General features: G+C 56.8%; 13 protein-coding genes. 5 read left to right on the top strand and 8 right to left on the bottom strand.

The features are described from left to right. Positions 1-92: 92 nt before the first annotated feature. The gene (locus tag ABTW00_RS07660) at positions 93-635 is read left to right on the top strand and encodes a YfaZ family protein (protein WP_065355749.1); all 543 of its coding nucleotides are present in this window, start codon (positions 93-95) and stop codon (positions 633-635) included. Between the two features lie 94 nt (positions 636-729). Further along, positions 730-1,926, top strand: a complete 1,197-nt coding sequence (locus ABTW00_RS07665; RefSeq protein WP_271446882.1) for a nicotinamide mononucleotide deamidase-related protein YfaY — start codon at positions 730-732, stop codon at positions 1,924-1,926. Between the two features lie 66 nt (positions 1,927-1,992). Here the strand turns inward: ABTW00_RS07665 and glpC are convergent, their stop codons facing one another. The 4 genes from glpC to ABTW00_RS07685 form a co-directional block, all read right to left on the bottom strand. Continuing rightward, on the bottom strand, positions 1,993-3,189 hold the full coding sequence (glpC, locus tag ABTW00_RS07670) for an anaerobic glycerol-3-phosphate dehydrogenase subunit GlpC (protein ID WP_433639979.1): 1,197 nt from the start codon (positions 3,187-3,189) through the stop codon (positions 1,993-1,995). After that, the gene (gene glpB / locus ABTW00_RS07675) at positions 3,186-4,445 is read right to left on the bottom strand and encodes a glycerol-3-phosphate dehydrogenase subunit GlpB (RefSeq protein ID WP_433639981.1); all 1,260 of its coding nucleotides are present in this window, start codon (positions 4,443-4,445) and stop codon (positions 3,186-3,188) included. Before glpB ends, glpC begins: the two co-directional genes overlap by 4 nt. After that, positions 4,435-6,063 (bottom strand): anaerobic glycerol-3-phosphate dehydrogenase subunit A, encoded by a 1,629-nt coding sequence (gene glpA, locus ABTW00_RS07680; RefSeq protein ID WP_433639983.1) that lies wholly within the window; start codon positions 6,061-6,063, stop codon positions 4,435-4,437. The genes glpB and glpA overlap by 11 nt, the downstream gene beginning before the upstream one ends. Before the next feature lie 126 nt (positions 6,064-6,189). Further along, a complete protein-coding gene (locus ABTW00_RS07685) occupies positions 6,190-7,068 on the bottom strand; it encodes a LysR family transcriptional regulator (RefSeq protein WP_433639985.1) in 879 nt (292 codons plus the stop codon). A gap of 186 nt (positions 7,069-7,254) precedes the next feature. Between ABTW00_RS07685 and ABTW00_RS07690 the strand changes: the two genes are divergently transcribed. Further along, on the top strand, positions 7,255-8,445 hold the full coding sequence (locus ABTW00_RS07690) for an MFS transporter (RefSeq protein ID WP_433639987.1): 1,191 nt from the start codon (positions 7,255-7,257) through the stop codon (positions 8,443-8,445). Between the two features lie 3 nt (positions 8,446-8,448). On the opposite strand, the gene yfaE is transcribed toward ABTW00_RS07690, so the two are convergent. From yfaE to ubiG, 4 genes are all read right to left on the bottom strand, one after another. Then, complete coding sequence (yfaE, locus tag ABTW00_RS07695) at positions 8,449-8,703, bottom strand: class I ribonucleotide reductase maintenance protein YfaE (RefSeq protein WP_065355743.1); 255 nt, start codon at positions 8,701-8,703, stop codon at positions 8,449-8,451. Position 8,704: 1 nt separating this feature from the next. Next, complete coding sequence (nrdB, locus tag ABTW00_RS07700) at positions 8,705-9,835, bottom strand: class Ia ribonucleoside-diphosphate reductase subunit beta (protein ID WP_064543994.1); 1,131 nt, start codon at positions 9,833-9,835, stop codon at positions 8,705-8,707. Between the two features lie 150 nt (positions 9,836-9,985). Beyond that, a complete protein-coding gene (nrdA, locus tag ABTW00_RS07705; RefSeq protein WP_271446877.1) occupies positions 9,986-12,271 on the bottom strand; it encodes a class 1a ribonucleoside-diphosphate reductase subunit alpha in 2,286 nt (761 codons plus the stop codon). A gap of 606 nt (positions 12,272-12,877) precedes the next feature. Next, a complete protein-coding gene (gene ubiG / locus ABTW00_RS07710) occupies positions 12,878-13,606 on the bottom strand; it encodes a bifunctional 2-polyprenyl-6-hydroxyphenol methylase/3-demethylubiquinol 3-O-methyltransferase UbiG (RefSeq protein ID WP_065355741.1) in 729 nt (242 codons plus the stop codon). A gap of 161 nt (positions 13,607-13,767) precedes the next feature. Here ubiG and gyrA point away from each other — a divergent pair, with 161 nt between their 5' ends. Both gyrA and rcsC read left to right on the top strand, forming a co-directional pair. Further along, on the top strand, positions 13,768-16,404 hold the full coding sequence (gene gyrA, locus ABTW00_RS07715; protein ID WP_064544001.1) for a DNA topoisomerase (ATP-hydrolyzing) subunit A: 2,637 nt from the start codon (positions 13,768-13,770) through the stop codon (positions 16,402-16,404). 124 nt (positions 16,405-16,528) lie between these two features. Further along, on the top strand, positions 16,529-19,375 hold the full coding sequence (gene rcsC / locus ABTW00_RS07720; RefSeq protein ID WP_065355740.1) for a two-component system sensor histidine kinase RcsC: 2,847 nt from the start codon (positions 16,529-16,531) through the stop codon (positions 19,373-19,375). The last annotated feature ends 106 nt before the right edge of the window (positions 19,376-19,481 follow it).

Consider the following 19,481-nt stretch of genomic DNA (forward strand, 5'->3'; position numbering starts at 1 on the left):
TATTGTCCGTTTCCTACATTGAATCCGCCGTGTATCGCAGTACAATTCAGCGGGTTATGGGGTTTATTTTCGCTTTGCGTGAAAGGAATAAGATGAAAAAGAGCGTGTTATTGAGTCTGGCGGGGCTGATGTTTGTCTCTGCGTCAGCGAGTGCGATCAGTTTTAACGGTCAGGCCGGTAAAGATTATACCAACCTGGGCTTTGGTCTTGGCACCGAAACGTCGGGCCTGGCATTAACCGGTAACTGGACGCACAACGACGACGACGGCGACGTCGCGGGTCTGGGCCTGGGGCTGAATATCCCGCTGGGTCCGTTCCTGGCGACCGTTGGCGGTAAAGCGGTTTATACCGACCCTAACGATGGTGATTCCGGCTATGCGGCAGCGGTTGGCGGCGGCCTGCAGTGGAAAATTGGCGACAGCCTGCGTCTGTTTGGCGAATACTACTACTCTCCGGACTCCCTCTCCAGCGGCATCGACAGCTACACCGAAGCCAATGCGGGTGCGCGTTACACCATCATGCGTCCAATCAGCATTGAAGCGGGCTATCGTTACCTGAACCTGGCGGGTAAAGACGGCAACCGCGATAACGCCGTGGCCGATGGCCCGTATGTCGGCGTCAGCGCTTCATTCTGATTTTCTCCGGCGCAGCGTCCGCTGCGCCAGTTTTCTCTTCTTAAATCCTTCGCTTGCGTTATAGTTAATCGTCCTCTTTTTATTGGAGAAAGTGATGATAACGGTAGAGATGCTGTCCACCGGTGACGAAGTCTTATCGGGGCAGATCGTCGATACAAACGCTGCCTGGCTTGCCGATTTTTGTTTCCAGCAGGGTATTCCGTTGTCCCGCCGCAATACCGTGGGGGATAACCTGGACGATTTAGTGGCGATTTTGCGCGAGCGTAGCACGCAGGCTGACATCCTCATCGTCAATGGCGGCCTGGGGCCGACCAGCGACGATCTCAGCGCCCTGGCGGCAGCGACTGCGAAAGGTGAGTCGCTGATTCTGCACGAGGAGTGGCTGGCGTTTATGGAGCGTTTCTTCAGCGAGCGCGGCCGCGTGATGGCGCCGAGCAATCGCAAGCAGGCCGAGATTCCCGCCAGCGCCGAACTGATTGATAATCCGGTTGGCACCGCCTGCGGTTTTGCCGTTAAGCTCAACCGTTGTCTGATGTTCTTCACGCCGGGCGTACCGTCTGAATTTAAGGTGATGGTGGAACATGAAATTTTACCGCGCATTCGCCAGCGTTACCCGGTCGGCGAGCCGCCGGTTTGCCTGCGCTTAACCACGTTTGGGCGCTCGGAAAGCGATCTCGCCCAAAGTTTGCAACACCTCGATCTGCCGCCCGGTGTGACCATGGGCTACCGTTCTTCTATGCCGATTATTGAGCTGAAGCTGACCGGGCCTGCGGAACATCGCGAGGCGATGCTGGCGCTGTGGCCAGAGGTGCAGAAAGTGGCCGGGGAAAGCCTGATTTTTGAAGGTACTGAGGGGCTGCCTATGCAGCTGGCCCGCGTGCTGAAAGAAAAACAGCTGAGCCTGACGCTAAGCGAGCAGTTTACCAGCGGCCTGATTGCGCTCCAGCTTTCTCGCGCCGCTGCGCCGCTGCTGGCGAGTGAAGTGGTGCCGCCGCAGGATGAAACGCTGGCGCAAACCGCACGCTGGGCCGCCGAGCGCCGCGTGAATCACTTTGCCGGGCTGGCCCTGGCGGTGAGCGGGTTGGAGAGCGAGCATATTAACTTCGCGCTCTCGACGCCGGAAGGCACCCATGCGCTACAGGTGAAGTTCAGCAATACCCGCCATGGCCTGGCGATACGCCAGGAGGTCTGCGCCATGATGGCGCTGAATATGCTGCGTCGCTGGCTCCACGGCAAGCCGGTAGCCAGCGAGCATGGCTGGATTAACGTGGTCGATTCGCTGGTGCTGTAAGCGCCCGATGCGCAATGTAGGCCGGGTAAGCGTGTAGCGCCACCCGGCACATCACAGGCACAAGGCTCAATCACGTGAAATCGCCTGCGCCAGCAGCGAGATGGGATGCTCGCATCGTTTGCTGGTGGACATCTCAATCTGCCATTTACAGGTTTCGCAATCCGTTATCACCAGATCCGCGCCGCTGTTCTCAATTTGGGCAAATAGCGGTGCGCCTATCGCCTGCGACGTCGGGTAGTTCTCGCTTTTGAAACCATAGGTTCCGGCGATGCCGCAGCACTGCGATTCCAGCACCTGAAGCTCCAGACCCGGAATGCGCCGCAGCAGTTCCAGCGTATACAGCGACCAGCCCATCTTCTCCATATGACACGGCGTGTGATACACCACCTTCAGCGGCAATGATTTGAGCGGCAGCTCCGCGCCGTCGTCCAGCTTGCGCCACAGCCAGCGCGTCGCCAGCTCAATGCTGTCGCGCAGGTCGTGATTATCAACTTCCAGCAGATGCGGATACTCATCACGTAGCGTAAACGTGCAGGTGGATGAGGTCGCCAGCACCGGCAGATGGTGTGTCTCAATGGCTTCACGCAGCGAAGCCACGTTGGTTTGCGCCTGACGCCGCGCTTTATCAAAGAAGCCGTTAGCGATCAGCGGCACGCCGCAGCACTTCTCTTTGCTGAGCAGCTGCACGCCCACGCCCATCGCGTTAAGTACGCTAACTAGATCGAACCCCAACTGCGGGTGGTTGTAGTTCACGTAACAGCCGTGAAAGAAGGCAACCTGTTCAGCATACTGCGCTTGCCGTGCGGCGATACGCTGATAGCGGCGACGGAAGGTGCCGAAGGAATATTTTGGCAGGCTGCGGCGATGGTCTATTTTCAGCGCGGTATCCAGCAACTGGCGTACCGGTTTCAGGCCGGTGGTGGCGTTGACGATGGGCGCAAACGGCGTGGAAAGGCTGCCCATCAGGTCGGTGTGGCTAAGAATCGCATCGCGCAGGCCGGGTTTTTGCTGGCTATAGTCGGCGCGCGCGCGCTGGATAATATCGCCGATTTTCACATCGGATGGGCAGGCCACTTCGCAGCGCTTGCAGTTGATGCAGTACTTGAGCGCTTCATCGTACAGCTCGCTGTTTTTACGTCGCAGGCGCTCGCCGTCCGGCCCCGCCTGTTTTGGCCCGGGATAGCGCGGGTTGACGCGGCTCACCGGGCAGACGGTGGTGCACACGGTGCATTTGATACAGTTTTCAAAACTTTGCTGGCTCATGCGTCACCTCCCGCCAGGCCGATGATCTGTTTGGCGGCATGCAGGGCGGTCGCGGCACAAACGCCGCCGCCGCAGCCTTGCGCAATCGGGTCGTAGCCGCCCAATACCGAACCAATAGCGAACAGGTTTAACAGGGTTTTTCCGCATAAGGCGGGGCGCAAGGTGTTATCGACGATGACGCCAGACTGTTGCCACGGCTGCGGATCAAAAAAATCGTCGCGATACCACGCGGCACGCGGCGCGGGCTGCATAATATCCAGTCCCAGCACGGACTCGCGAATCCCGTCGCGTCCGGCGGTTAAGCCGTTGCTGAAAAAGCTGCCGCTGGCCAGTACGGCAAAGCGCGGGCGCAGCGGTATATCGCCGTGATTACGCGTCCAGATGGCCTGAATCTCCCCCTCGACGTGGCTGACGCGTACCACTTCGTCGCCCGCCATCCAGGTACCGCCGAGAGCGATAAACCGTCGCTGAAGTGCGGCGTGCAGGCGCATGCCCGGCACCGAGGGCGGCAGCGTAGGCAACAGAAATAACGCGCAGGGCAGGCGGGCGTTGAGCCAGTCGAACAGTGCGGTATCGCGCAGGCCAAAAACGGCGGGCAGCAGCAGCGCATCCTGCCCCGCGCAGAGCGGCAGTAATGCGTCATAAAGCGGTTGCCAGAGCACTTTTTCGTCCAGCACCCTGGCGATATTGGCGGCGCGAAACTCGGTGGGGTTGTCGCGCAGGACGTCCAGTTCCGGCAGATCGATTTCGGCGGTATCAACCGTCAGCCCCTGCTGTTGCAGGGATTCCGCTGCCAGATGCGGCTGGAAATCCAGAAAGCCGCTGATACCGACCACGCGAAGTGAACCTGCGGCCAGCGGGGCGATCGGCACTTCCGCCGGGCTGAGCCAGGCGGGGCGTAGCGTGCCGAGCGGCGTGACGCGCCGGTGCGGCTGCGCTGCGTGACCCTGCATTTTGATACCGCAATCGCTCAATAGCGTCTGCGTTTGCTGTGCATAGCGCAGCACGTTATCGCTGCCCAGGCGAGCATAAGGATGCTGCGGCGACTGCGCGGCCAGCAAGGCCAGCCCTGTTGCCGGGTTATCGATCCGTTGGCCGTCGGGCAGGGCGCCGAGCAAGTCCAGCGATCCGGACGAAAAATGCAGCGCGCTCTGGCCGCGCGTGACGATCGCACAGCGAAGTCCTGACTGCTGTAGTCGTATTCCGCACAGTAGCCCGGCCAGCCCACCGCCGATAATCACGCTATCAAATTTCATGACGGGACTCCTTGTCTAAACCACACAACCCCTGATACACCCAGCGGGTCAGCTCGCTTTCACGTAGCGCATCGCCCCAGGCAATAGGCTGCACGCCTTTCCAGCGTTCGTTGAGAAAATCGGACAGCTGCTCCAGCGACTGCGCAGCGGTGGTGACGTTATAGCGATGCAGCAGCCCGCTCGCCCGGCACGCGCAGAGTTCTCCCTGGCAGGTCCCCATGCCGACGCGCGTACGGCGGCGTAAATCCAGCAGATTGTTCACCGCCAGATTTTCCACCGCGTACTGCACCTCACCCGCGGTCACCGCCTCGCATTCACACACCACGCTGCGATGCAGGCGGCTGTTGCCAAGCCACTCCGGGGTACGGTCGCCATGGCGATAAACCGCTGAACCGCGCAGCGGCGCGGGCAGCGAAATCATGCGCTGCAAGGTTTTTTCCGCGGATTCCTGCGACCCGGGCAGCGGCGTGTCGGCGGTGACGCAGGGGCGATGATGATTCAGCTTGCGGCAGACGGCATCGGTGGCCCATTCCGCCATCAGGCGATAGGTCATCAGTTTACCGCCGGTAATGGTGATAAACCCTTCCAGACCGTCGCGCTCGGCGTGGTCCAGCAGCACAATACCGCGGCTGACGTTGCGTCCGCTGGGATCGTCGTCGCTGGCAACCAGCGGACGTACGCCGCAGTAGGCGCGCAAAATACGCATGCTGGCCATGCGCGGAGCGAGTTTTTCCCCTTCACGCATCAAAATATCTACCTCGTCAGGCGTGACGCGGCAGCGGTCGATATCGGCATAATCAATGTGTGTCGACGTGGTGCCAATCAGCGAAATAGTGTCGCCAGGCACCAGAATATCGGCGTCGGCCGGCGGGCGACAGCGGTTGATCACGTGCTGGTTCATCCGGCTTTCGAAGATCAGCAGCGATCCTTTGGCGGGGAACATGCGGATGCGTAAATCGGCATATTCCGCGATGCGTTGGCCCCAGATACCGGCCGCGTTAACCACCACCGGCGCATGCAGTTCACACATTTCGCCGCTGCGGTGATTCAGCAGCGTCACGCCCTGTATTCGATCGCCGTGGCGGATAAGGCCCATCACTTCATGAGCGGTCAGAACGGTGGCTCCGTGTTCGCGCGCGTCGAGCATATTGGCGGCGGTCAGGCGGAAGGGGTCTACTGTACCGTCCGGCACGCGTACCGCACCAACTAACGCGGGGTTGACCGACGGTTCCATTCTTCTGGCCAGGGCAGGGTCGATCGCCTCCGCGTCAATGCCCGCAGCGCGGCAGGCGTTGATAAAGGTGTGTTGGTACTGGAGGTCATCTTCTGGCAAGGTGATGAATAGGCCGCTGGTTGGCTCGATGCAGTGGCGAGCAATACGGCGCAGGATCTGGTTTTCGCTGATACACTCGCGTGCGGATTCACTGTCGGTGACCGCATAGCGCGCGCCGCTGTGCAGCAGGCCATGGTTACGCCCGGTTGCCCCGGTGGCGATATCAAAGCGTTCAACCAGCGCAGCCTTCAGGCCGCGCAGGGCGCAGTCTCGGGCGATACCGGCGCCAGTGGCGCCGCCACCGATAATAATGACGTCAAAATCATGTGCAGAGGCGCTGTCCATTTTGTGTCCTCAATGTTCGTTTTAAGCACATTAAGTCACATTGCCAATATGAATTGTTTGATATCGAACATATTCGAGCATATATCGAAAGCATTACCGCGCGTTTTGCGGCATGTATCGACTTTCTTACCGGCTTGCGTCGTGGGCCAACTGGTGCAAGCACGCGAGCAGCCGCTGCAACGGGCTCCCCTCGACCGGCGGTTCGCGGGCGATCAGTGAGATCTGGCGATAGAATGCGGGCTCCAGCGGCACTGAATGCAGCGGCTGCGCCAGCGTTTTGAGCGTCAGCTCTGGCAGAAGCGCGATGCCCAGCCCCTGGTGGATAAAGCTCATTGCGGTGCTGGGGTGGTTAAATTCGTATTTGATTTGCGGCGTCATATTCATGCCCGCAAACAGCGACATGATGCTCATTTCGTAGCGCCCTTTACTGACGATAAGCGGCTCGTCGCGCAGTGCGCTGAGCGAGACCTGCTTTTGCGCTGCAAAAGGGTGATGCTCGGGGACCACGACGGTAAAGCGGTCTTTGTATATCGGCGTGACAAACATACCTTCGATCGGAATATGCACAAAACCCGCGTCGATATCATTATTGCGAATTGCTTCAATAATTTCCGCGCTGTTGGCTTCATGAGGCACAATTTTTATATTCGGATGATGCTGTTCAAAATAGCGCACCACGGCGGGCAGCACGCTGGCGCAAATACTGGGGAAGCAACCAATGCGGAGCAGACGCTGCGGCGTCTTTTTTTCCTGTTCGGCAATTTCCTTCACCGCGTGAACTTCGCTCATTAACCGGTGCAGGTGAGCGACGATACGCTCGCCCGCGGGCGTCAGGCAAATCGCTTTACGCCGCTCGCGCAGCATAATAGCGACCCCCAGCTCCTCTTCCAGCGCCGAAATAGCCTGGCTGACCGCCGATTGCGTCATAAACAGGCGTTTACCGGCCTCGGTGAATCCACCGCACTCCAGTACCGTAAGCAGCGCGTTGATTTGGGTGAGTGTCATTAGATATCTCTAATTAAACTTATTAAAATGATTAATTTTACTAATTAAATAGCGATGCCTATTATTTTTCAACGGACTTAATCACAAAATCACGCACGCGATTATTTTTATTGGTGATGCATTCTTAAATTTATATATTTAAGGTGAATGCATTGCCGCGCGCCGTAGGGACAAGGTTGCAAATCAATGAAAGAAAAATTGTGGACTAAGGATTTTTGGGCCATCACGATTATTAGCTTTATTATTTTCTTCGTATTTTATGTCCTCCTGACGTTACTCCCGATTTATATAGCCGATAATCTACACGCCACCGCCGATAAGGCCGGCCTGTTGGTCACGTGCTTCCTCGCCGCTGCGATTGTCGTGCGCCCCTTTGCCGGGCAGTGGGTGGGGAAATATTCGAATAAAACGATTCTGGTGCTTTCCTCTCTGGCGTTTTTGGTTGTCACCGCGCTGTATCCATTTTGCCATTCTATTGAAGCGCTGCTGTTTATTCGCGTGCTGCACGGAATAACCTTCGGGATTATTACGACGGTAAAAGGGACTATCTCCGCACGGTTAATACCCGCCTCCCGACGTGGGGAGGGCATCAGCTTTTTCTCTTTAGCAATGGGGCTGGCGATGGTCGTGGGGCCGTGGATTGGTCTGAACATGGCGCGCCATAGCGCGTTCAGCCAGGCGTTCTGGATGTGTACGGCGGTGGCGACGATTGGCATTGTGCTGTCGTTGATGGTACGTGTACCGCCAGTCATTCGTCATGCGGACGGTTCGCAGCCGAAGCTTGGCTTCTCCGCCATGTTTGATAAAGCCGCGATGCCGTTTGCCATGGTCACCTTCTTTATGACCTTCTCCTACGCTGGGGTCTCTGCCTTCCTGGCGCTGTATGCCCGTGAGCTGGACCTGATGGCCGCCGCCAGTAATTTCCTGCTGTGCTATGCGGTGTTTCTGATGATTTGCCGCGCGTTTACCGGCAATGTGTGTGACAAAAAGGGACCGAAATATGTGGTCTATCCATGTCTGTTCGCTTTTACCGTTGGCCTGGTGGTGCTGGGCTATACCCATGGCAGCGTGTCGATGATTCTCGCAGGCGCGTTGATTGGCATCGGTTATGGTTCGGTCACGCCTATCTTCCAGACGCAGATTATCAGTTCGGTTGAACCGCATAAAATTGGCGTCGCCAACTCGCTGTTCTTTAATGTGATGGATGCCGGGCTGGCGATTGGCGCATTTGTGATGGGGCTGATGGTGGAAGGGGTAGGCTACCGGGCGATTTACCTGGTCGGTGCGGTGTTGGTGGTGCTGGCGGGCGCGCTGTATATCGCGCAGATGAAACGCCGGGGCGCGATGCCGTTAGTTAGCGCACACGAAGTGCACTAACCGTTACATCTCGATTTCGATATCGCCTTTTGCCCTGCAGCAGCAGGGCAAAATTTCGTCCGGCTGAATAAAGGCCAGCGGTTCAGTCAACCAGTCAACCTGGCCGGAGACCAGCCGCGTGCGGCAGGAACCGCAGTAACCTTCGCGACACTGGTACTCCACCTCAACATTGTGAGACTCCAGCGTTGCCAGCAGGGAAGGGTGCTCATCCTGGCACTGCAGACGCGTGCCAGTGATGCGGAGAAAAACGCGGCTCATATCAAAGCTGGAAGTTGCTGAGATCGTCAGTATCGACTTCCGAGTCAATCTGCCCAACCAGATAAGAGCTGACCTCCACTTCCTGCGGTGCAACCTGCACGTTATCAGAAACCAGCCAGGTGTTGATCCACGGAATCGGGTTAGAGCGCGTCTGGAACGGCAGATCCAGCCCCACCGCCTGCATACGGATATTGGTGATGTACTCAACGTACTGACACAGGATATCGCGGTTCAGACCAATCATTGAGCCATCGCGGAACAGATAGTCGGCCCACTCTTTTTCCTGCTGGGCGGCCTGCACGAACAGGTCGTAGCACTCTTGCTTGCACTCTTCGGCAATTTCCGCCATTTCTGGGTCATCCGCGCCGCTGCGCAGCAGGTTCAGCATGTGCTGAGTGCCGGTCAGGTGCAGCGCTTCGTCGCGAGCGATAAGACGAATGATTTTGGCGTTGCCTTCCATCAGCTCGCGCTCGGCGAAGGCGAAGGAGCAGGCAAAGCTGACGTAGAAGCGAATGGCTTCCAGCGCGTTGACGCTCATCAGGCAGATATACAGCTTTTTCTTCAGCTCGCGCAGGTTCACGGTCACGGTTTTGCCGTTGACGGTGTGGGTGCCTTCGCCCAGCAGATGCCAGTAGCTGGTCATCTCGATCAGGTCGTCGTAATAGCTGGAGATGCCTTCGGCGCGTTTCTGAATCTGTTCGTTGGTCACGATATCATCAAACACCACCGCCGGATCGTTGACGATGTTGCGGATGATGTGGGTGTAGGAGCGCGAGTGGATCGTTTCGGAGAACGCCCACGTTTCCACCCAGGTTTCCAGCTCAGGAATCGAGATCAGCGGCAGCAGCGCTACGTTCGGGCTACGGCCCTGGATGGAGTCCAGCAGGGTCTGATACTTCAGGTTGCTGATGAAAATGTGCTTTTCGTGTTCCGGCAGTGCCTGATAGTCAATGCGGTCGCGGGACACGTCAACTTCTTCCGGACGCCAGAAGAAGGAGAGCTGTTTTTCAATCAGCTTTTCGAAGATGTCATATTTCTGCTGGTCGTAGCGTGCCACGTTGACCGGCTGGCCAAAGAACATCGGCTCTTTGAGCTGATCGTTTTTCGTCTGTGAAAAAGTGGTGTATGCCATTGATGTCAATCCTGTCTGGAGAGTAATGCCGGATGGCGTTTACTTACCTGCTTACAATATCATCGCAAATAAATCCGTACACCAAATAGGGTTTTAGGTGGGTACGGAAAGCAAAGGCCGGGTCAGCATAGCGCTGCCCGGCAATCATTATTAGATCTTACAGGCGCCGCTTTCGCAGCCGTCGTCCTGAATGGACGGCACCAGATCGTCCTGCGCATCTTCCGCACCGTCGCGGGTGTTTTGATAGTACAGGGTCTTCACGCCGAATTTATAGGCGGTGAGCAGGTCTTTGAGCAGCTGCTGCATCGGTACTTTGCCTGACGGGAAGCGCGTCGGGTCATAGTTGGTGTTGGCGGAGATCGCCTGGTCGATAAACTTCTGCATAATGCCGACCAGCTGCAGATAGCCGTCGTTGTTCGGCATTTCCCACAGCAGTTCGTAGGCGTTGCCCAGGTGCTCATAGTCCGGCACGACCTGACGCAGAATACCGTCTTTCGACGCTTTGATGCTCACGTAGCCGCGCGGCGGCTCAATGCCGTTGGTGGCGTTGGAGATCTGTGAAGAGGTCTCGGACGGCATCAGCGCGGAGAGCGTGGAGTTACGCAGACCGTGGGTCTTGATGGACTCACGCAGCGCTTCCCAGTCGAGGTGCAGCGGCTCGTTGGTAATCGCATCCAGGTCTTTCTTGTAGGTGTCGATCGGCAGGATACCCTGGGCATAGGTGGTTTCGTTGAACCACGGGCACGCGCCTTGCTCTTTCGCCAGCTCGTTAGAGGCCTTCAGCAGGTAGTACTGAATGGCTTCGAAAGTCTGGTGGGTCAGGTTGTTGGCGCTGCCGTCGGAGTAGCGCTTGCCGTTTTTCGCCAGCCAGTAGGCGAAGTTGATAACGCCGATACCCAGCGTACGACGGCCCATCGCACCGCGCTGTGCGGCTTTGATCGGGTAGTCCTGGTAGTCCAGCAGGGCGTCCAGCGCACGCACGGCCAGCACGGCCAGCTCTTCCAGTTCAGCAAGGCTGCCGATGGCGCCCAGGTTGAATGCCGACAGCGTACACAGGGCGATTTCGCCGTTTTCGTCATTAACGTCGTCCAGCGGTTTGGTCGGCAGGGCGATTTCCAGGCACAGGTTAGACTGGCGCACCGGTGCAACGGCCGGGTCGAACGGGCTATGAGTGTTGCAGTGGTCAACGTTCTGAATGTAGATACGGCCGGTAGAGGCACGTTCCTGCATCATCAACGAGAACAGGTCGACCGCTTTCACGCGCTGTTTACGGATGCTGTCGTCGTTTTCGTATTTCACGTACAGGCGCTCAAATTCATCCTGGTCGGCGAAGAACGCGTCGTACAGCCCCGGGACGTCGGACGGGCTGAACAGGGTGATGTCGCCGCCTTTCAGCAGACGGGTGTACATCAGCTTGTTGATCTGTACGCCGTAGTCCATGTGACGCACGCGGTTACCTTCAACGCCGCGGTTGTTTTTCAGCACCAGCAGGCTTTCCACTTCCAGATGCCACATCGGGTAGAACAGCGTTGCCGCACCGCCGCGTACGCCGCCCTGAGAACAGGATTTCACCGCCGTCTGGAAGTGCTTGTAGAACGGGATACAGCCGGTGTGGAACGCTTCACCACCGCGAATCGGGCTACCCAGCGCACGAATGCGGCCGGCGTTGATGCCGATACCGGCGCGCTGAGAAACGTATTTCACAATCGCGCTGGAGGTGGCGTTGATAGAATCCAGGCTGTCGCCGCACTCGATCAGTACGCAGGAGCTGAACTGACGGGTTGGGGTACGCACGCCGGACATAATCGGCGTCGGCAGCGAAATTTTGAAAGTGGAAACCGCATCGTAAAAGCGTTTCACATAGCTCAGACGGGTTTCACGCGGGTAGTTAGAGAACAGGCATGCCGCCACCAGAATATAGAGGAACTGCGCGCTCTCGTAGATTTCGCCCGTAACACGGTTCTGTACCAGGTATTTGCCTTCCAGCTGCTTAACGGCAGCGTAGGAGAAGGTCATGTCACGGTCGTGAACGATGAACGAGTCCATCTGCTTGAACTCTTCTTCCGTATAGTCTTCCAGCAGATGATTGTCGTATTTACCCAGGTTAACCATGTTTTTCACGTGGTCGAACAGGGCCGGCGGCTCGAACTGGCCATAGGCTTTTTTGCGCAGGTGGAATACCGCCAGACGCGCGGCCAGGTACTGGTAGTCCGGCGCTTCACGGGAGATCAGGTCAGCAGCGGCCTTAATAATCGTTTCATGAATGTCAGACGTTTTAATTCCGTCGTAAAACTGGATGTGTGAACGCAGCTCGACCTGAGAGATCGACACGTTATGCAGCCCTTCCGCCGCCCAATCCAGCACGCGATGAATTTTGTCGAGGTTAATGCGCTCTGTGCGGCCGTCACGCTTCGTCACCAGCAGACTCTGATTCATGTGATTTTTACCTGTCCGTGAAAAGGAAAATATCCCCCGATTTATCCACAATTGCGGTAGTCGTAAAACCTGTGGATAAATACTACATGTAGGGGTTCGTTGATTAATTGAACGCTATATGGTGAGTATTCTAGTCTGGATTCTTTTGAGTACAAGGGTTGATTTTGGCGTTAAATTGAGGTTGATAAAGCGTAAAAAACGCTAAGTCCACGGCGCATAAGGGCTGGCGGGGATGTCAATAATATGCAAAAAAAAATGAAAATTTGATCGAGTGCTGATTTCTTCGGCGAAGAGAGAAATTGCGCAATATGATGTGGCGCAGTTTTGTCGTAAACGTCCCCTAATGATTGGTAGGGGACAAGTAGGCCTGATAAGCGCAGCGCCATCAGGCATTGACGTTCGATGCCATGCCGGATGGCGACGCTGACGCGTCTTATCCGGCCTACGGGTGTGGGCACGTAGGCCTGATAAGCGCAGCGCCATCAGGCATTGACGTTCGGTGCTATGCCGGATGGCGACGCTGACGCGTCTTATCCGGCCTACGGGGGCGGGCACGTAGGCCTGATAAGCGTAGCGCCATCAGGCGTTGGCGGTGTAAGCCTTAACTTATTCCGCTTTTGCCGTGGTGTGCAGCATATAGTTAACGTCAACGCCCGGCGCCAGCTTGAAGCGATTGGTTATCGGGTTGTAGTGCAGGCCAATCATATGGCGCTCTTTCAGCACGGTCTGGTCAACCCAGCTCAGCAGCTCGGCAGGCTTGATAAATTTCTTCACGTCGTGTGTTCCCTTCGGCACCATGCGCAGAATGTATTCCGCGCCGACCACCGCCATCAGCCAGGATTTGCCGTTGCGGTTAAGGGTAGAGAAGAACACCTGGCCGCCGGGTTTTACCAGCTGCGCGCAGGCTTTCACCACCGACTGCGGATCCGGCACGTGTTCCAGCATCTCCATGCAGGTCACCACGTCATATTGCCCGGCGTGCTTTGCCGCGTGTTCTTCGACGGTTTCCTGCACGTAGTCGACCGGAATACCAGTTTCCAGCGAGTGCAGCTTCGCGACCTGCAGCGGTTCAAAGCCCATATCTAACCCGGTGACCGTCGCGCCTTCACGCGCCATGCTTTCGGCCAGAATGCCGCCGCCGCAGCCGACATCGAGCACCTTTTTACCGAACAGGCCGCCAGAACGTTCGGCGATATAGCCCAGACGCAGCGGGTTAATGCGGTGCAAAGGCTTAAATTCGCCTTCCAGATCCCACCAGCGTGACGCGACGGCCTCGAATTTGGCGATCTCTTGGTGGTCAACGTTGTGCGCAACCGCAGCTTTTTCGGCATTCATGGGTGTTCCTGCTCCTTATTTCATTATTGTCTGCGAGTATATCAGCACCGACGCGCGAATAAAGCGTCTGGCAGGTGCTAATGGGTTTACCTGTCTTTACGCTAATGTGTTATAATTTGCGACCTTTGAATCCGGGAATACAGTAGAGGGATAGCGGTTAGATGAGCGACCTTGCGAGAGAAATTACACCGGTCAACATTGAGGAAGAGCTTAAGAACTCTTATCTGGATTATGCGATGTCGGTCATTGTTGGCCGCGCGCTGCCGGATGTCCGAGATGGCCTGAAGCCGGTACACCGTCGCGTACTTTACGCCATGAACGTATTGGGCAATGACTGGAACAAAGCCTACAAAAAATCAGCCCGTGTCGTTGGTGACGTCATCGGTAAATACCACCCGCACGGCGACTCCGCGGTATATGACACCATCGTTCGTATGGCCCAGCCGTTCTCGCTGCGCTACATGCTGGTGGATGGCCAGGGGAACTTCGGTTCCATCGATGGCGACTCCGCGGCGGCAATGCGTTATACGGAAATCCGTCTGGCGAAAATCGCTCACGAACTGATGGCCGATCTCGAAAAAGAGACGGTTGATTTCGTGGACAACTATGACGGCACGGAAAAAATTCCGGACGTCATGCCGACCAAAATTCCTAACCTGCTGGTTAACGGTTCGTCCGGTATCGCCGTAGGTATGGCGACCAACATTCCGCCGCATAACCTGACGGAAGTGATCAACGGCTGTCTGGCCTATGTCGATAATGAAGACATCACTATCGAAGGCCTGATGGAACACATCCCAGGCCCGGACTTCCCGACTGCCGCCATCATCAACGGCCGCCGCGGAATTGAAGAAGCCTATCGTACCGGTCGCGGCAAAGTGTACATTCGCGCACGTGCGGAAGTAGAAGTTGACCCGAAAAACGGTCGTGAAACCATCATCGTGCACGAAATTCCGTATCAGGTGAACAAAGCTCGCCTGATCGAGAAAATCGCCGAGCTGGTAAAAGATAAACGCGTTGAAGGCATCAGCGCGCTGCGCGACGAGTCTGATAAAGACGGTATGCGCATCGTGATTGAAGTGAAACGCGACGCGGTCGGGGAAGTGGTGCTGAACAACCTCTATTCCCAGACCCAGCTGCAGGTCTCCTTCGGTATCAACATGGTTGCGCTGCACCATGGTCAGCCGAAGATTATGAACCTGAAAGATATCATCGCCGCGTTTGTTCGCCACCGTCGTGAAGTGGTGACGCGTCGTACTATCTTTGAACTGCGTAAAGCGCGCGACCGTGCGCACATCCTGGAAGCGCTGGCGGTTGCGCTGGCGAACATCGACCCGATCATTGAACTGATCCGTCGCGCACCAACGCCGGCCGAAGCGAAAGCGGGTCTGGTGGCACAGGCGTGGGATCTGGGCAACGTCTCCGCGATGCTGGAACGTGCGGGCGACGATGCAGCGCGTCCGGAATGGCTGGAACCTCAGTTTGGCGTGCGTGACGGTAAATATTACCTGACCGAACAGCAGGCGCAGGCGATTCTGGATCTGCGACTGCAGAAACTGACCGGCCTTGAGCATGAAAAACTGCTCGACGAATACAAAGAGCTGCTGGAACAGATCGCAGAACTGCTGCACATTCTGGGCAGCGCCGAGCGTCTGATGGAAGTGATCCGCGAAGAGCTGGAGCTGGTTCGCGAACAGTTTGGCGACGAGCGTCGTACCGAAATCACCGCCAACAGCGCCGATATTAATATCGAAGATCTGATCAGCCAGGAAGATGTTGTCGTCACGCTGTCTCACCAGGGTTACGTCAAGTATCAGCCGCTTACCGATTACGAAGCTCAGCGTCGTGGCGGTAAAGGTAAGTCAGCAGCCCGTATTAAAGAAGAAGACTTTATCGACCGCCTGCTGGTGGCCAACACCCACGACACGATCCTCTGCTTCTCCAGCCGTGGTCGTCTGTACTGGATGAAGGTGTATCAGCTGCCAGAAGCGAGCCGCGGCGCGCGTGGTCGTCCGATCGTTAACCTGCTGCCGCTGGAAGCGAACGAACGTATCACCGCTATTCTGCCGGTTCGCGAGTACGAAGAGGGCGTGAACGTCTTTATGGCGACTGCCAGCGGTACCGTGAAGAAAACGGCGCTGACCGAGTTCAGCCGTCCGCGTTCTGCCGGTATTATCGCGGTGAACCTGAACGAAGGTGACGAGCTGATTGGCGTTGACCTGACTTCCGGAAGCGATGAAGTCATGCTGTTCTCCGCAGCGGGTAAAGTGGTGCGCTTTAAAGAAGATGCCGTGCGTGCGATGGGTCGTACTGCGACCGGCGTACGCGGTATCAAGCTGGCGGAAAAAGACAGCGTGGTGTCGCTGATTGTTCCGCGCGGCGAAGGCGCGATCCTGACCGTGACCCAGAACGGCTACGGTAAACGTACCGCGGCTGAAGAGTATCCGACCAAGTCGCGTGCGACGCAGGGCGTTATCTCTATCAAAGTGACCGAGCGTAACGGTGCCGTCGTGGGCGCGGTACAGGTTGACGACTGCGACCAGATCATGATGATCACCGATGCGGGTACGCTGGTGCGTACGCGCGTGTCGGAAGTCAGCGTGGTAGGGCGTAACACTCAGGGCGTGATCCTCATCCGTACGGCGGAAGATGAGAACGTGGTGGGTCTGCAGCGCGTGGCCGAACCGGTTGACGACGAAGAGCTGGACGCTATCGACGGTAGCGTGGCGGAAGGCGATGATGAAATCGCGCCGGAAACCGACAGCGATGACGACGTTGCGGACGACGCAGAAGAGTAATCGTACCCAACGTTGCGAAAGGGCTGGTGAAAACCGGCCCTTTTTTCATTAACATTGCGGTAAAAGTCTTTTACCGCTACCTTAACCACATCCTGTTTGCCATTGACGGCGGAGTTTCGTCAACTTGAAATATCTTGTCTCCTTTCGCACCACGCTGAAAGTCTCACGCTACCTGTTCCGGGCTTTGGCACTGCTACTCTGGCTGCTTATCGCGCTGGTGTCGGTGTTCTATATTGTGAATGCCCTGCATCAGAAAGAGTCTGAAATCCGCCAGGAATTTAACCTCAATTCCGATCAGGCACAGCGCTACTTCCAGCGAACCTCCGATGTGATAAAGGAGCTGAAGTACATTGCTGAAAACCGCTTAACCGCCGTCAACGGCGTGTTGCCCGCCATTTCCTCAAAAGACAGTTCTGACGTGCCGGATTTTGAGCCGCTATTCTCCGACTCCGACTGCGGCGCGCTCGATACCACCTGGCGCGGGCCGCTGGAGTCGCTGGCCTGGTTCCTGCGCTACTGGCGCGAAAATTTCTCGGCGGCCTACGACCTTAACCGTGTCTTTCTGATCGGCAGCGACAATCTTTGTATGGCCAACTTTGGCCTGCGTGAAATGCCGGTGGAGCGAACCGAAGCGCTGAAAGAGCTGCACCAGCGGATTATGGACTACCGCAACGCGCCGCAGGACGATCGCGGCGGCAATCTGTTCTGGGTGGGACAAGGGCCGCGCCAAAGCGTCGGCTACTTCTACGCGTTGACGCCGGTTTATCTGGCTAACCGCCTGCAGGCACTGCTGGGCGTGGAGCAAACCATCCGCGCCGAAAACTTCTTTACTCCAGGCAGTATGCCCATGGGCGTGTCCATTCTTGATGATAATGGCAACACGCTGATCTCGCTGGCCGGGCCGGATACACGCCTGCGTATCAGCACGCGCGGCCTGCAAGAGCGGCTGTGGTTTGGCTACACAGCCGGATATCGCGAGCTGGTGCTGAAGAAAACGCTGGCGCCTTCGTCATTAAGCATTGTCTATTCAGTGCCCTTGGACGCGGTCCTGGAGCGCATTCGCATTCTGGTGCTGAATGCTCTGCTGTTGAACCTGCTGACCGGTATCGCGTTGTTTACCATGGCGCGTATGTACGAGCGTCGTATTTTCTTACCGGCTGAATCTGACGCATTACGTCTCGAAGAACACGAGCAGTTCAACCGCAAAATCGTCGCCTCGGCGCCGGTAGGGATCTGTATTCTGCGTACCCAGGACGGTACCAATATCCTGAGTAACGAGCTGGCGCACAATTATCTCAATATGTTGACCCACGAAGACCGCCAGCGTCTGACGCAGATTATCTGTGGTCAGCAGGTTAACTTCGTCGACGTACTGACCAGCAACAATACCAACCTGCAAATTAGCTTTGTGCATTCGCGCTATCGCAACGAAAACGTGGCGATCTGCGTGCTGGTGGACGTCAGTTCACGCGTCAAAATGGAAGAGTCGTTACAGGAAATGGCGCAGGCGGCTGAACAGGCTAGCCAGTCGAAATCCATGTTCCTTGCTACCGTCAGCCACGAGCTGCGCACGCCGCTGTATGGGATTATTGGTAACCTTGACCTGCTGCAAACGAAAGAGCTGCCAAAGGGCGTCGACCGTCTGGTGACGGCGATGAATAACTCCTCCGGGCTGCTGCTGAAAATCATCAGCGATATTCTCGACTTCTCGAAAATTGAGTCCGAGCAGTTGAAAATTGAGCCGCGCGAATTCTCACCAAAAGAGGTGATGAACCACATCACCGCCAACTATCTGCCGCTGGTGGTCAGAAAACAGCTGGGAATGTACTGCTTTATAGAGCCGGATGTGCCGACGAAGCTGATGGGCGACCCGATGCGCCTTCAGCAGGTCATTTCTAACCTGCTGAGCAATGCCATTAAGTTCACCGATATCGGCTGCATCGTGCTGCATCTCAAGCGTGAAGGTTACTACCTGAGCATCAGTATTCGCGATACCGGCGTTGGGATCCCGGCCAAAGAGGTAGTGCGGTTGTTTGACCCGTTCTTCCAGGTGGGTACCGGCGTGCAGCGTAATTTCCAGGGGACCGGGCTGGGACTGGCGATTTGTGAAAAGCTGGTCAATATGATGGATGGCGATATTGCCGTCGATACCGAGCCGGGTATGGGGAGCCAGTTTACGCTGCGCATTCCGCTGTACGGCGAGCAGGACGCCACGCCGCTGGAGATTGACGGTCTGGCGAAGATTCGCTGCTGGCTGGCGGTGCGTAACGCCTCGCTCGCTGATTTTATTCAGTCGCTGCTCGCTTTCCACGGCATGAACGTGCAGATTTATGATGGCGAAACGCCGGCGCCGGATGATGTATTAATCACCGATGATGAACTCTCGCAGCCGTGGGCGGGGAGGGCTGCGGTGGTCTTCTGCCGTCGCCATATCGGCATTCCGCAGGAGTTCGCGCCGGGACAATGGGTGCACAGCATCGTTTCGCCACATGAATTGATGACTCTGCTGGGGCGCATTTATCGGGTTAAGGTGGCGACGAGCGGCGCGGAAGAACTGCAATCGACGCCGGAAGTGCCTGAGGACAGCAACGACGATATGATGATCCTTGTGGTTGACGATCATCCGATTAACCGTCGCCTGCTGGCCGATCAGTTAGGATCGTTAGGCTATCAGTGTAAGACGGCCAACGATGGCGTTGACGCGCTGAACGTACTGAGTAAGAACCATATCGATATCGTGCTGAGCGACGTTAACATGCCGAATATGGACGGCTATCGCCTGACCCAGCGCATCCGCCAGCTGGGGCTGACGCTACCGGTTGTTGGCGTGACGGCGAACGCGCTGGCCGAAGAGAAGCAGCGTTGCCTGGAGTCGGGTATGGATAGCTGCCTGTCGAAGCCGGTCACGTTGGACGTGCTAAAACAAACGCTGACGGTGTATGCGGCAAGAGTGCGTAAGGCGCGAGAGTAAGGGATTTTGTTGGTAGGCCGGATAAGGCAACGCCGCCATCCGGCAATTTGTGCGAGGTTGCCCGATGGCGCAGCGCTTATCGGGCCTGCATAAAGCAGGCCCGATA

It is taken from the genome of Kluyvera georgiana (assembly GCF_050990895.1).
Classification (GTDB): domain Bacteria; phylum Pseudomonadota; class Gammaproteobacteria; order Enterobacterales; family Enterobacteriaceae; genus Kluyvera; species Kluyvera georgiana.